Source organism: Herbiconiux moechotypicola, from assembly GCF_024979255.1.
Lineage (GTDB): Bacteria > Actinomycetota > Actinomycetes > Actinomycetales > Microbacteriaceae > Herbiconiux > Herbiconiux moechotypicola.
The window spans coordinates 17,452-30,126 of sequence record NZ_JANLCN010000015.1 but is presented as its reverse complement, the minus strand read 5'-3'; the positions used below and the strand labels follow the sequence as shown (position 1 = coordinate 30,126).

Sequence of the window (12,675 nt, the reverse complement as noted above, 5' to 3'; positions counted from 1 at the left end):
ATGGCGAAGAGGATGATCCTGGGCGTCTTCGAGGCGGGCACTCAGCAGGTGGGCGGCACCACCAGCTGGGCCCACCCGAAGAGCCAGAACGGCGACTACCGCGACATCGAGTACTGGATCGGGATGGCCCGGATGCTCGACGACGCGGGATTCGACCTGCTCTTCTTCGCCGGCGGCTCCTTCGGTTACGCCTCGCTGAAGGGCGAGCTCTCCGACGTGCTGGTGCGCGAGGGGATGATGTTCGGGCTCGACGGCTCGTACATCATCCCCGCGCTCGCCGCCGCCACCTCCCGCCTCGGCTTCGTGGTGACCACCACGACGGGGTCGGACCACCCGCTGCACACGGTGCGCAAGTACTCCACGCTCGACCACGTCACGAAGGGCCGCATCGGCTGGAACATCGTCACCGGCGCCTCGCAGAACACCATGGCCAAGATGCTCGGCCAGACCGAGATGGTGCCGCACGACAAGCGCTACGAGGCCGCGGCCGAGTACGTGGAGGTGGCGCTGAAGTTCTGGGAGGGCGGCAACGACGACGACGCGGTGGTGCTCGACCGCGCGACGGGGGTGTTCGCCGACCCGCAGAAGATCCACCCCGTCGTGCACGAGGGCGAGTACTACCGCTCGAACGGTTACCACACGCAGCCACCGTCGCCGCAGCGCTCCCCCGTGCTCTTCCAGGCCGGCACCTCGGCTGCGGGTCGCGCGTTCGCCGCCCGGCACGCCGAGGCCGTGTTCGTGCAGGGCACCACCTACGAGCAGACCGCGGCGAACGTGGCCGACATCCGCCGCCGCGCCGCCGAGGAGGGCCGCGACCCGGCCGACCTCAAGCTCATCGTGGGCGTCACCGTCATCACCGCGCCCACGAGCGCCGAGGCGCACCGCCTGCGGGCCGAGTTCGAGGCGCTGCAGAGCGACGAGCTGGCCGCGCACTACTACTCGGGCAACACCGGCCTCAACCTGCTCGAATACGACTTCGACCGGCCCCTCAAAGACCAGCTGCCCGACGACGGCCTGGCCGGCCAGATGGGCGTCAGCAACATCGAGCGCTTCTACACCCGCCCCGACGGCTCGGCGCCCACGGTGCGTGAGATCCTCGACGACCTCAAGGGCAAGGGCACCCGCGGCTTCGCCATCACGGGCGACCCGGTCGAGGTGGCCGACGAGCTGGAGCGGATGATCGACCTCACCGATCTCGACGGCTTCATGCTGGAGGCGGTCTTCAACACGGCCTCTATGCGCGACGTGATCGACCTCGTGCTGCCGGAGCTGCGGCGGCGCGGCCGACTCGACCCCGCCCCCGAGGGCACGACCCTGCGGGAACGGCTCATCGGCAAGGGCCCGCATCTCGCAGCCGAGCACCACGGCGCCGATCTCCGCCCCGAATTCAGCGCGTCCACTTGATAAGTACCACTTATCACTGACACAATCGGGGCATGAAGAACATCGTGCTCGGCGCCTTCGAGATCGTGGGCCCCACTTTTCTCAGCAACGCCTGGAGCCACCCCGATTCGGACACCCGCGGCTTCACCACCCTCGCCTACTGGCAGGAGCTCGCCCGCGCGCTCGACGCCGGCGGCTTCGACTTCCTCTTCTTCGCCGAGGCGCTCGGCTACCCCATGACGGCCGACGGCGCCGCCTCCGAGGTGGCGCTCCGGGAGGGTGTGCAGTTCCCGGTGCTCGAGCCGCTCTCCCTCATCACCGGCCTCGCCGCGACGGTCGACCGCCTGGGCTTCGTCGTCACCACCTCCACCACCGCCGAGCGGCCGTTCACCAACGCCAGGCGGTTCTCCACCGTCGACCACCTCACGCGCGGCCGAATCGGCTGGAACATCGTCACCTCCGACAACCAGGAGGCCATGGTGAAGCTCCTCGGCGAGAAGGGCATCACCCCGCACGACGAGCGCTACCGCCGCGCCGCCGAGTTCGTCGACCTGTCGCTGAAGCTCTGGGAGGGGTCGTGGGAGGACGGCGCCCTCGTCATGCGCAAGGAGAGCCGTGAGCTGGTCGACCTCGAGCGCCTGCACGAGGTGCAGCACCACGGCGAGAGCTTCGACCTCGAGGGCTACTACCCCATCCCGCCATCGCCGCAGCGCACCCCCACGCTGTTCCAGGCCGGCGCCTCCTCGCGCGGCAAGGACTTCGCGTCGACCTACGCGGAGTGCGTCTTCATCCAGGAGCGCGACCTCGCCAAGGGCGCGGCGCTCGTGCAGGAACTGCGCGAGCGTGCCGCCGCTCACGGCCGCGCCCCCGAGTCGATCAAGCTCGTGAACGGTCTCTCCTTGGTGATCGCCGACACCGAGGAGGAGGCCGCCGTCGCCCGGGAGGCGCTCACCACAGCGCCCAGCCGTGAAGCCATGGGAGCGCTCTTCATGGGCTGGAGCGGCGTCGACCTGCTCTCGCTCGACCCGGATGCGACCCTCGCCGAGATCCGCACCGAGGTGGGCCAGTCACTGCTCGCCCAATACCAGGACCCCACGCTCACCGTCGGCGGCGTGCTCGACCGGCTGCGCGAGACGATGGGCGGGTTCAAGGTCACCGGCACCCCGGAGAGCGTGGCCGACCAGATCGAGGAGATCGTGCGGATCACCGACGTCGACGGCTTCCTGGTGGAGCACTCCGTCGGCGGCGTCGCCACCTACCGCCGGTTCATCGACGAGGTCATGCCGCTGCTCCGCTCGCGCGGCCTGCTGCCCGACGAGCCCCGCCGCGGCACCCTGCGCGAGATGCTCACCGGCGGCTCGGCCCGGCTGCCCGCCGACCACCCGGGTGCCCGGTACACGGTGTGAGCGCCACCACCATCGGCGAGCTCGTGCGGGAGGCCCGCTCGCGGGCCGGGCTCTCGATGAGAGCTCTCGCCGCGCTCGTCGAGGTGAGCCAGCCCTTTCTCAGCCAGGTCGAGAACGGCAGGGCGAACCCCTCGCTGGCCACGCTCTACCGCCTCGCCGACGCCCTCGGTGTTCCGGCGAGCGCGCTGCTGCCCGAGGCCGTCTCGGCCGGCGACGTGCTGCAGGTCGGCGCCGACGGCGGCCGGATGATCCCGGTCTCGGCCGAGCCCGGCTCCGCCTCGGGCCGGATGCTCACGATCGGCGCCGGCCATCCCCTCGAGGTCGTCGAGTACCGCGTGGCCCCCGGCGAGTCGCTCGGTGGCTGGTTCAGCGGCCCGGGCGAGCAGACGCTGTTCGTGATCGAGGGCTCGGTGACCGTCGAGCTCGACGACGGCAGGAGCTTCAGTCTCAAGCCCGGCGGCGCGGTGACGCATCCGTCGTCGGTGCCGCACCGGTGGGTGCCGGGGCCTCTCGGCTGCCGCCTGCTGCTTTCGGTGGCACACGGCCAGACCGCGGCCCACGGCTCTCCGCAGTCGTCGCGAGACCAGCCGTAGCCAGAGCCGCCGCGAGAGTGGCGATCGCGGCGATCGTCTCGCTCCACGGCGTCGTGTCGTGCGACTGGTACCCGGCGATCCCGGGTGCGATGAGGAAGGTCGCCACCAGATACCCCGGCAGGGTGCTCCCGAGCAGCAGAACGCAGGTCACGGATGCGGGCCACGCGCTCCGCAGCCACACTCCCGCCAGCACGAGCAGAGCGAGGAACGGCAGCCCTGTCGCCAGCAGCTGCACCGGCATGGCCTGAAGGGGCGTCGGCACGCCGAGGAATCCAGACACCAGCGCGTGCATCCCGCTCACGGCGAAGCCCGTCGCGCACACGGCGGCCACCACGCGCTCCAGCGCCGACGACCGCGCCCCCACCGACAGGGCCACCGACATCGGCAGCAGCAGCACGCCGACCGACAGTACGAGCATCCCGAGCCCGTGCACCTGGGCGGTCACGCCGAGGTTCTCCCACGGGTCGGAGGGCATCGTGTAGTCGAAGCGGTGGTCCTCGATCGAGATGTCGGTGCGACCCCAGGCCGGGGCGAGCACCACCCATCGCTCCAGCGAGGGGGCCAGTTGCAGCAGGCCTGCCAGCCCGATGAGTGCCGCCACCCCGATTGCCCGCCCCCGCATGCCGGCACCCTAACCGCCGCACACGAACGGGTGGTGAACGGATGTGGAGAACGACGGTCACAGGCGGTCTTCCGCCTCCGCTACGGTGAGACCATGGGGAACACAGACACGAATCCATCCGGCACGCTCGCGCGAAGGACGGTGCTGGGGGCGGCGTGGGCGGTTCCCGTCGTGGCCGTGGCGGTCGCGGCGCCGGGCGCTGCCGCGAGCGGAGGAACAGCTTCGATCTGGGCCTTCGAGGCCTCGCCGAACCCCGCCGCGATGGGGAGCGGCCAGACGGGGACCACCTCAGGCCTGACCATCCGCAACACCGGAACCACCGACGAGATCGCCGAGCTCACCGTGGTGGTGAGCGGCATGTCGGAGGGCTTCACGGCCGGCTCCTTCCCGGGCACCGGCTGGGCCTACGTGTCCGGAGAGAGCGACAGCTCGGTGACCTTCTCCTATACCGGGGAGATCGCCGCGGGCGGCTCGAGCGCGGCGCTCTTCCTCGTGATCTCGTTCACGGGTTCCGACTCCCGGCCGTTCTCGCGCACGCTCTCGATCGTCGCCACCGACACCTCCGTCGACCCGATCTCGCTCGTGGTCGACGTCGCCGCCTGATTCAGCCGCGCAGTCTCACGAGCCGCGCAGGATCGACGACATCTTCTTGCCGCGGGCGACCTCGTCGACGAGCTTGTCCATCCACCGGATGCGCTGCATGAGGGGGTCGTCGATCTCCTCCACCCGCATCCCGCAGATCACGCCCGTGATGAGCGGCGCATTCTCGTTCAAGGCGGGCGCCTCGGCGAAGAAGGTCTCCAGGTCGGTGCCGTCGGCGATCACCCGGGCGAGTCCTGCGTCGTCGTAGCCCGTCAGCCACTCGATCACCTGATCGACCTCGGCCTGGCCGTGCCCCTTCCGCTCCACCTTCGCCACGTAGAGCGGGTAGATGCGGGCGAAGCTCATGCCGAAGATGCGGTGTCTGGTCATCGCCCCCAGGATACCCGCGCCCATCACAACCGGCTCAGTCCAGGGCGTCGGTGACCTCGATCACGGGCTGATCGGCAGGCCCGGTGATCGTGCACACCTTGACGCCGACGCGCTCGCCCTCGGGGTGCAGGCGCACCACCGGGATGACGACGGTCCAGACCCCGGGTGAGGGCTGGAGCACCTCGCTGTCAGCGAGCGAAGCGACGCTCAGCGTGGGTGCGGCGGGGAGCATCCCTTCGCCCGCGTCCACCGGTGCGTCCCACACGTCGGACGCCTCGACGCACCACGCGTACGCTGAGGCGGCATCGGCGACTGCCCCGGAATCACCCGCGTCGCCGGCGCTCGCGGCCTCTCCGTTACTCTGAGGGCCGCCGGCGGGCGGTGACGAGGTGTTCGCGAACGGCACTCCTGCGGGGTCGAGCGGATGGGATTCCGCGCCGGCCTCGGCGGACGGCGTCGACGTCGCACCGGCCGACGCCTCGCCGCCGCTGACGGGCCGCGACACGATCGCGGCCGTTCCCGCCAGGCCCACCAGCACCGCCACGGCCGCCGCGACGCCCACCCATCTGGGTGCCCGGTGCCCCACCGTCGACCCGGAGCGCCGCGCGTGTTCGACCAACAGGGCGCGCATCCGCTCTCGTCGCCGCGGATCGATCTCGTCGCCGCTCATCCCGCCTCTTCCTCTCCCCCGCGCGGCTGCAGCCGTGCGAGCACCTCGGCGCTCAGCCGCGCGCGCGCCCGCGAGAGCCGCGACTTGACGGTGCCGGGAGCGACCCCGAGCGCCTTGGCCGCCTCAGCGGTGCTCATCTCCTGCAGCACACAGAGTGTGATCACGTCACGATCGCGGGCCGGCAGCGCCGCGAGCGCCCTCCGCACGGCTGCGGCGCCCGCCTCACGGTCGAGTCGCTCCCCCACCTCGACGGCGTGGTCTTCGGCCCACGCCGATTCGCGGTCGACCTCGTGCAACCGCGCGATCAGCGCGCGCTGCCGGTTGCGCGACCTGGTGACGTTGCGGGCCACGTTCGTCGCGGTCACCGCCAGCCAGCCGATCGCCGTGCCGTCGACCACCCGCACCGAGGCCCTCCGCCGCCAGGCCTCGAGAAACACCAGTGCGGTCACGTCCTCCGCGTCGTGCACCGTCGCCGTCACCCTCCTGGCCTGCCGGAACACCCGAGCGTGATGCAGGTCGAACACCGCACCGAAGGCCTCCGCATCGCCGTCACGCACGCGCGACCACAGCGCCCCCTCGTCGATCTCAGACCCCACACATCGATCATGTCCGGCATCGCCCTTCCGGTTCCAGTTCCCGCACAGTGATGTCCGCATCCGGCTCCCGGGTTCCCGGGAGGTCAGTGCGAGCAGGGCGCGGAGGTTCCTACGATGGTGGAAGGAGGTCGGCGCGACAGCGCGACCGGAAAGGGACGACGATGACCGGGAACGATCCGTTCGCACGTGCGGCAGAGGTGCCCACGTTCACCCTCACGAGCACCACGGTGGTGGACGGCGGCACCTGGCCGGCGCCGCAGTACTCGGCAGCGTTCGGCGTGCCGGGCGGAGAGGACGTGTCGCCGCAGCTGAGCTGGTCGGGCGCGCCGGAGGGCACGCAGAGCTACCTCGTCACCGTCTACGACCCGGATGCGCCCACCCAGTCGGGCTTCTGGCACTGGGCCGTGGCGAACATCCCGGCCGCCGTCACCGAGCTGCCCGAGAACGCCTCGGTCGAGGGTCTGCCCGCAGGGGCCGTGCAGTTCCCCAACGATGCCGACGCTCCGCGCTTCTACGGCGCCGCCCCGCCTGCGGGCCACGGGCCGCACCGGTACTTCGTCTCGGTCGAGGCGCTCGACGTCGCCACCCTCGACCTGCCGGCCGACAGCACACCGGCGTTCGCCGAGTTCAACGCCGTGCCCCACCTGCTGGCGCGCGCCACCCTCGTCGTGACCGGCGAGATCCCCGCCGCCTGACCCCTGGTACCGGCGGCGAACCCATCGGCCGCGTCACCTGGGCTGGAGTCTGGCTCAGAAACCGTCGATCTGAGGGGCGTCGCAGGCCGCCCAGAGGCGCACTCGGGCGTTGTCGATGTCGTGCGACGCCACGAAGTCGGCCAGCTCCTGCGCGTCGGAGAAGCTGCTCCTGGCCGCGATGTCGTAGAACTGCACCACCGTCGAGAAGTCGCCGGCGAGCTCGGCGGGCGGCTCGGCGGTGATGGAGTGCAACCCGGCCGCGAACGAAGCCGCCCAGCTGAACGGGTCCCCCGCGCTCGGGAGCGAGGCAGCCCCGATCGCCGCCTGCTCGCTGAACTGCGTGCAGAAGTCCCCGTCGCCGTCGCCGGGCTCGACCGGTTCCTCGGGCGCGGCAGGGGGGTCTGGTTCCTTCGGTTGGTGATGCGTCACCCACACGGTCCCGTCGCCCTTGAGGTTGAGCATCCCCACCTCCCCCGCGGCGCCCTCGAGCGACGAACGGAGGCTCGACACCACGGGGTCGATGGCCGCGTCGAGCACGGTCGAGGCGGTGTTCTTGAACAGGTCGGGCACTTTGGCGAGGATGTCGGCCTTCACCGTCTCGACCTGCTTCGCGGCGAGGTCGAGGAAGTCGCCGACCTCCTTGCGGGGCACCTTCACCGTCACCCGGGCGGCCTCGGTGATCTCGGGTCCCTTGGCCGTCTCGGCATCCTCCGTGGCCGTCACGAAGCTCATGATCGCGGTCTTGTCGTTCGTGACCGTCGACTGCGTACCGTCGAGGCTGATGAGCGTCACACCCTGGGTGAGCGTCCACTCCGCGGCGTCGCCGGCCCTGATGAGCTCCGGGATGCTCGCCCCGCTCACCTTGGCGCAGTCGGCCAGCGCGGAGGGCCAGTCCTTGGTGAGCGAGAGGGTGCTGGCGGTGAAGGTGCCGGTGTTTCCGGGCGCGGGCTGGATGCCGAACGAGGTGTGGTCGGCGGGCGTGACCTTCACCACGAGCCGTTCGTTGGTGAAGTAGCTGAGCACGAGCGAGGCCGTGCCGAGACCGGAGAGCCCCACACGCAGGGCGTTGAGCACGGGTCCGGTGACCACAGCGACGAGACCTTCGACCACTCCCTGGGCGAGCCCGATGGCGCTCTCCACGAGCGCGCCGAGCAGCACACCGAAGATGCCGAGCTCGCTGATCTTCGTGATCTCGCGCGGGATCACCCGGAGCACGTCGAACAGGCTCTGGATGGTGCTCGAGATGAAGGCGGTCACCGTGCTGCACGGGGAGTCGATCACGGCGGGCGCCAGGGCGGGAGCAACGGCCGGCGTGATCGCGGCGGGCCCGAGCCCCATCCCCTCGGCGGCAGGCGTCTCCGCCTCGAACGAGCCCTCGGCGAGCGCCGCCGTCATCAGGTCCTGCTCGAACAGCGCGATGACCGCCATCGGGAAGACGATGACCTCGGGGTGCGTCCAGTCCGTGTCGCCCGGGTACAGCGTGCGAGCGACCCGCTGGCCCGCGGGGTCGCCGGGCAGGTCGTCGGCGCTGAGGTAGGCCGCGAGCAGGTAGCTCATGCGGGGCAGGGTGGGGTCGAGCGGCACCATAGCGTCGATCTCGGCCCCGGTGCGGCCGGCGCCCGCGCGTACCTCGGCGAGCATCCGCTCGGCCTGGATTCGCGTGACCGTGTACGCGGTCGGGATCGTCTCGGTCGTGACGGCGGTCTCGTCGTCGACGATCTCGATTCCGGCGGCGGTCAACTGCTGCTCGGTGACGACGCCTCCGCCTCCGCCTCCGGGGTTCCACCAGGTGGGCGTGACCGCGACGCAGCCGGCGAGGAGCGCCGCCACGACGAGACCGACGAGCGCCGTCACGGCGGCGGAGGTGGGACGGACGCGGCGCATGGCGACCTTCCGGCGGATGCGGACGGAGGGGGTGAGCACAGGGGGTGGGCGCACGGCGTGCACACCTGTCGAGCACGATCAGGCTAGTTCGCGTCGCTGTCGCTGTCCAGCATCTCGTCGGCCGGCGTCAGCTCACCCACGACCCGGGTGTCGAACCACACCAGCACGGGCACCGTGCGGTCGAAGCCGACGGGGAGCTCGGTGAGGAAGGTCTTCATCTCGCCGATGTCGGGGCCTCCGGGCGGATCGCACTCGGTGACGAAGTCGATGCCCGACTCGAAGGATCGCACGTGGTCGAGGCGCTCGTCGCAGTGGGGAGACCCCATCACCGTCAGCCGGATCACCCCCTCCGCCGCATCCACCCATTCCACCGTGTCCACCCAGTCCTCCGGCGGGCGGGTCGCGTCGTACTCCACCTGCCGCCAGAGCACTCCCTCGCTCGCGGCATCGGTGGAGGCGGAGATGGGCGCGGGTGCCGGCGGATCGATCGTGCAGCCGGCCAGCAGAACGGCCGTCGCGAGTCCCACCGCGCTCACGGCACTCCTCGCCGCGACCCGCGCGCCATCCGCATGCCCGTTCGGCGATCGACGGCTCGGTAGCGTGGCGCCATGAACGCTTCCTCCACTCCGGCTCACCTCCTCGAGGGCCTGACCACCCCTCATGTCGCCGACGCACTGCTGCGGCTCGGCCTGCCCGTGCGCTGCGCCCCGGCGACGGTCAGACCACTGCAGCCCGGCACCCGCGTGGCGGGGCGCGTACGACCGGCCCGTCACGCCGGCAGCGTCGACGTCTTCCTCGAGGCACTCGAGCAGTCCGCGCCGGGCGAGGTGCTCGTCGTCGACAACGGCGGCCGCCGCGGCGAGGCCTGCGTCGGCGATCTCACGGCGCTCGAGGTGCAGGGCGCCGGGCTCGCGGGCATGGTCGTGTGGGGCCTGCACCGCGACACGAGCGAGCTGCACGCCATCGGTCTGCCCGTGTTCAGCGAGGGGGCGCTGCCCACCGGTCCCCTCCGGCTCGACCCTCAGCATCCGGATGCGCTCCGCTCGGCCCGCGTCGGCGACCATACGGTCTCCCCCGACGACGTCGTGCTAGGCGACGACGACGGCATCGTGTTCCTCCCGCTCGACCGCGTGGTCGAGGTCGCCGAGCGCGCTCGGGAGATCCGGGACACCGAGCGCCGGCAGGCCGAGCTCGTGGCCTCGGGCGTCTCGTTGCGGCACCAACTGCATTTCGGCGAGTACCTGCGGGCGCGTGCCGCGTCGGGCACGACGTTCCGGGAGCACCTGCGCTCGCTCGGCGGCGCCCTCGAGGAGTGATCGGAACACGATCGCCCTACCCGGCTCGCTCGAGACGGCCGAGCTCCACCCCGGCGGGGTCGAAGAGCACCAGCTGCCCCTCGTCGTAGGCGATCGTGCGCACCCATCCGGCCAGCACCGGGAACGTGGGCACGCAGGCCATCGCATCGGAGGCGACGAAGGGCATGAGGAACAGGGATCCGTCCCCGGCCCATGGCGTACCGCTGCCGGCCGGCTCCGCGAGAGGCGGGTCGAGCGGGCCCTGCCTCCCCGGCCACGACAGCGAGTGGCAGTCCCGCGTGCGCACGCCCTCGGGCGTGATGGTGATCGTGGCCACGCTGTCGTCGCCCACGCCGACCTCTCCCGCGTCCCCCGCTCCCGCGCCGCCGTCCTGCGCGACGCCCTGGTCTCCCACGACCTTCCAGGTGCCGAGCAGCTGATCCGCCCGCGCCGCGACGAGCCCGTCGCCGAGCGGCGCCGGCCGCTCATACAGCGAGGCGACCAGGGCGTCGTCGAGCTCGTCGTCGAGCAGCGGCACCCCCTCCACCTCCCAGGGAGACGCCAGCGGTGAGCCGTCGGGGCCGACCGGCGGATGCAGCGTGGCCACCACCGTGCCCGTGGCGTCGAGCAGCTCCCACCCCGTCTCCGTCGCCCGGTATCCCCGGAGCGACAGCCCCCAGTCCTGGTCAGGCCCCTCGGCCAGCCAGCCGCCTTCCGCACCACGGAAGCAGGCCTCCGATCCCGCGCCGAGCGCCGTCACGAGGAGCCCGTCGGCCGCCGCGAACGACCACCCCAGATGACCGCACGCCCTGACCACCTGCAGTCCGCTGCTGTGGATCCTCAGCCAGTCGCCCTCCTCTGCCGGCGCCCCGCTCATCCGCCAGTCCCCGAACAGGCCCGCCGCCGGGTCCGCCCCGGTTCCCGCCGGGGAGAGGGCTGTGGTCTCGAGCGCCTGGTCGGCCGGCATCTCGGCCGCCGTCTCGGCGACTCCACTCCCGCCGGCGCCCACCCCGCCGGTGTCGGCCGCGTACGTCGGCCAGAAGAACGCCACGACGATCAGCACCACCAGAACCGTCGCCGCCCCGACGACGACGGCCGTCGTCGCGAGTACGGATCGACGAGGTCCACCACTTCCGCCCCCATCCGAAGCTTCTTCGCCCGCAGACTCACCAGCCATCAGCACCCCCACACCCTTCCTACCCCGTGATGTCCGGATGGGGCGGCCGGGTTCCCTCGCCGTTCAGGCCGCCCGGCCGGCTGCGGCGAACGCGGCCGGCGTCGTGCCGAGCGTGCGGCGGAAATGCCGGGTGAGATGCGATTGATCGTGGAATCCGGCCTGCACCGCGCTCGCGGCCGCCGTGTGCCCGGAGAGCAGCAGGCGGCGCGCGAGGTCGACCCGGCGTCCCGTCACGTAGCGGTGCGGCGGGATGCCGTAGGCGGCCGAGAACGAGCGCACCAGGTGACTGGGGTGGGCCCCGAGCATCCGCGCCGCCTCGTCGAGGGTGATCGCCTCGGTGAACCGGTCGTCGAGAAGCTGCCGCAGCCGCCGCGCGATCGGGGCGTCGTGCCGATGCGCCCTGGCACCGCCGAGCCCGAGCTGTACCAGGTCGGCCAGCCGCAGCACGCCGTGCTCGGCGACGAGCTCGTCCCCGGGGTGGAGGATCGTCGCGTGCAGCGCGGTGATCAGCGGCTGCACGCGGGCGTCGGCGGCGAACGGCCGCGCCGCTGCGGCCCCCACGGCCGACGGGGGCAGCCAACCCTCGTCGAGATAAAGCACCCTCTTGCGGAACGCCGTGCCGCGCACGGCCGAGCGCCCGTCGTGGGGCACGTGTGGCGGCAGGAGACTCACCGAGGCCGGCCGCGCCTCGTGGGCCGCGCCGTCCATACGGTAGCTCACGGCGCCCTCGTCGATGAGCAGCACCGTCCACACGTCGTGGGTGTGCGCGGGATAGGCGTGCTGCTCGAAGGTCGCGTGCAGCACCTCGCGCACGAGAGGCACCCGAGGCCGCCACGCCCGCACCTGCTCGTTCATCGCCGACCACCCCCTCGCATCCCGTGCCCGCGCATCCCGTTCCCTCGCATCCCGTGCAAGAAACGTACAAGACTCCACCCCGCCCGCGCCGCCAGGCTGAACGCATGCGATTCGACACCAAGGTCGCGGTACTGCTCCGCGACGACCTGCTCCCCTGGCAGGAGCTCAACGTGACCGCCTTCCTCCTGAGCGGTGTGGCCACCAGCGAGCCCGACCTCGTCGGCGAGCCCTACCGCGACGCCGACGGCCGCGAGTACCTCCCGCTGCTGCGCCAGCCCGTCCTCGTGTACTCGGGCGACTCCGGGATGCTCGCCGCAGCGCTCGACCGCGCCGCATCCCGTGGCCTACGGGCGGCGGTCTACACCCGCGACATGTTCTCCACGGGCCACGACGAGGCCAACCGCGCCGCCGTCGCCGCTGTGTCCACCGCGGAGCTCGACCTCGTGGGGCTCGCCCTGCGCGGCCCCCGCAACGCCGTCGACAAGATCGTCAAGGGCGCCCGCCTGCACGCGTGAGCGCTCCGTGGT

14 protein-coding genes are annotated in these 12,675 nt (G+C 71.7%); 7 read left to right on the top strand and 7 right to left on the bottom strand.

Annotated features, from left to right (window positions below):
• The 4 genes from N1031_RS18715 to N1031_RS18700 all read left to right on the top strand — a co-directional run bounded on the left by N1031_RS18715 (window position 1) and on the right by N1031_RS18700 (window position 4,607).
• Window positions 1-1,404, top strand: a complete 1,404-nt coding sequence (locus tag N1031_RS18715; protein WP_259481444.1) for an NtaA/DmoA family FMN-dependent monooxygenase — start codon at window positions 1-3, stop codon at window positions 1,402-1,404.
• 32 nt (window positions 1,405-1,436) lie between these two features.
• Complete coding sequence (locus N1031_RS18710) at window positions 1,437-2,789, top strand: NtaA/DmoA family FMN-dependent monooxygenase (protein ID WP_259481443.1); 1,353 nt, start codon at window positions 1,437-1,439, stop codon at window positions 2,787-2,789.
• Window positions 2,786-3,382, top strand: coding sequence for a helix-turn-helix domain-containing protein (locus tag N1031_RS18705; protein WP_259481442.1), 597 nt, complete (start codon window positions 2,786-2,788; stop codon window positions 3,380-3,382). The genes N1031_RS18710 and N1031_RS18705 overlap by 4 nt, the downstream gene beginning before the upstream one ends.
• Window positions 3,383-4,097: 715 nt before the next feature.
• Complete coding sequence (locus tag N1031_RS18700) at window positions 4,098-4,607, top strand: hypothetical protein (RefSeq protein ID WP_259481441.1); 510 nt, start codon at window positions 4,098-4,100, stop codon at window positions 4,605-4,607.
• A 15-nt stretch (window positions 4,608-4,622) separates the two neighbouring features.
• Here the strand turns inward: N1031_RS18700 and N1031_RS18695 are convergent, their stop codons facing one another.
• From N1031_RS18695 to N1031_RS18685, 3 genes are read right to left on the bottom strand one after another with little or no spacing between them, the layout of a single operon-like run.
• The gene (locus N1031_RS18695) at window positions 4,623-4,976 is read right to left on the bottom strand and encodes a DUF2200 domain-containing protein (RefSeq protein WP_259481440.1); all 354 of its coding nucleotides are present in this window, start codon (window positions 4,974-4,976) and stop codon (window positions 4,623-4,625) included.
• Between the two features lie 34 nt (window positions 4,977-5,010).
• Window positions 5,011-5,646 (bottom strand): hypothetical protein, encoded by a 636-nt coding sequence (locus N1031_RS18690; protein WP_259481439.1) that lies wholly within the window; start codon window positions 5,644-5,646, stop codon window positions 5,011-5,013.
• On the bottom strand, window positions 5,643-6,242 hold the full coding sequence (locus N1031_RS18685; RefSeq protein WP_259481437.1) for an RNA polymerase sigma factor: 600 nt from the start codon (window positions 6,240-6,242) through the stop codon (window positions 5,643-5,645). Before N1031_RS18685 ends, N1031_RS18690 begins: the two co-directional genes overlap by 4 nt.
• 161 nt (window positions 6,243-6,403) lie before the next feature.
• Between N1031_RS18685 and N1031_RS18680 the strand changes: the two genes are divergently transcribed.
• Entirely contained in the window at window positions 6,404-6,937 is a 534-nt protein-coding gene (locus N1031_RS18680; protein WP_259481436.1) for a YbhB/YbcL family Raf kinase inhibitor-like protein, read from the top strand.
• A gap of 54 nt (window positions 6,938-6,991) precedes the next feature.
• Here N1031_RS18680 and N1031_RS18675 read toward each other — a convergent pair whose 3' ends face one another.
• The gene (locus N1031_RS18675; RefSeq protein WP_259481434.1) at window positions 6,992-8,821 is read right to left on the bottom strand and encodes a hypothetical protein; all 1,830 of its coding nucleotides are present in this window, start codon (window positions 8,819-8,821) and stop codon (window positions 6,992-6,994) included.
• An 83-nt stretch (window positions 8,822-8,904) separates the two neighbouring features.
• Window positions 8,905-9,357: a hypothetical protein gene (locus N1031_RS18670; RefSeq protein WP_259481433.1), complete on the bottom strand. Its 453-nt coding sequence runs from the start codon at window positions 9,355-9,357 to the stop codon at window positions 8,905-8,907.
• Window positions 9,358-9,429: 72 nt separating this feature from the next.
• Between N1031_RS18670 and N1031_RS18665 the strand changes: the two genes are divergently transcribed.
• Window positions 9,430-10,137: an RraA family protein gene (locus tag N1031_RS18665; protein WP_259481432.1), complete on the top strand. Its 708-nt coding sequence runs from the start codon at window positions 9,430-9,432 to the stop codon at window positions 10,135-10,137.
• A gap of 16 nt (window positions 10,138-10,153) precedes the next feature.
• On the opposite strand, the gene N1031_RS18660 is transcribed toward N1031_RS18665, so the two are convergent.
• Together N1031_RS18660 and N1031_RS18655 are read right to left on the bottom strand one after the other, a co-directional pair.
• Complete coding sequence (locus N1031_RS18660) at window positions 10,154-11,293, bottom strand: hypothetical protein (RefSeq protein ID WP_259481431.1); 1,140 nt, start codon at window positions 11,291-11,293, stop codon at window positions 10,154-10,156.
• A 63-nt stretch (window positions 11,294-11,356) separates the two neighbouring features.
• Entirely contained in the window at window positions 11,357-12,148 is a 792-nt protein-coding gene (locus N1031_RS18655) for a helix-turn-helix transcriptional regulator (RefSeq protein WP_259481429.1), read from the bottom strand.
• Between the two features lie 104 nt (window positions 12,149-12,252).
• Between N1031_RS18655 and N1031_RS18650 the strand changes: the two genes are divergently transcribed.
• Window positions 12,253-12,663 (top strand): DUF2000 family protein, encoded by a 411-nt coding sequence (locus N1031_RS18650; RefSeq protein WP_259481428.1) that lies wholly within the window; start codon window positions 12,253-12,255, stop codon window positions 12,661-12,663.
• Window positions 12,664-12,675 lie beyond the last annotated feature (12 nt).

Excerpts from the sequence above, each read along its gene's own strand:
- N1031_RS18715 (WP_259481444.1), top strand. The coding sequence starts at position 1 with ATGGCGAAGAGGATGATCCTGGGCGTCTTCGAGGCGGGCACTCAGCAG.
- N1031_RS18710 (WP_259481443.1), top strand. The coding sequence starts at position 1,437 with ATGAAGAACATCGTGCTCGGCGCCTTCGAGATCGTGGGCCCCACTTTT.
- N1031_RS18700 (WP_259481441.1), top strand. The coding sequence starts at position 4,098 with ATGGGGAACACAGACACGAATCCATCCGGCACGCTCGCGCGAAGGACG.
- N1031_RS18695 (WP_259481440.1), bottom strand. The coding sequence starts at position 4,976 with ATGACCAGACACCGCATCTTCGGCATGAGCTTCGCCCGCATCTACCCG.
- N1031_RS18690 (WP_259481439.1), bottom strand. The coding sequence starts at position 5,646 with ATGAGCGGCGACGAGATCGATCCGCGGCGACGAGAGCGGATGCGCGCC.
- N1031_RS18680 (WP_259481436.1), top strand. The coding sequence starts at position 6,404 with ATGACCGGGAACGATCCGTTCGCACGTGCGGCAGAGGTGCCCACGTTC.
- N1031_RS18675 (WP_259481434.1), bottom strand. The coding sequence starts at position 8,821 with ATGCGCCGCGTCCGTCCCACCTCCGCCGCCGTGACGGCGCTCGTCGGT.
- N1031_RS18665 (WP_259481432.1), top strand. The coding sequence starts at position 9,430 with ATGAACGCTTCCTCCACTCCGGCTCACCTCCTCGAGGGCCTGACCACC.
- N1031_RS18660 (WP_259481431.1), bottom strand. The coding sequence starts at position 11,293 with ATGGCTGGTGAGTCTGCGGGCGAAGAAGCTTCGGATGGGGGCGGAAGT.
- N1031_RS18655 (WP_259481429.1), bottom strand. The coding sequence starts at position 12,148 with ATGAACGAGCAGGTGCGGGCGTGGCGGCCTCGGGTGCCTCTCGTGCGC.
- N1031_RS18650 (WP_259481428.1), top strand. The coding sequence starts at position 12,253 with ATGCGATTCGACACCAAGGTCGCGGTACTGCTCCGCGACGACCTGCTC.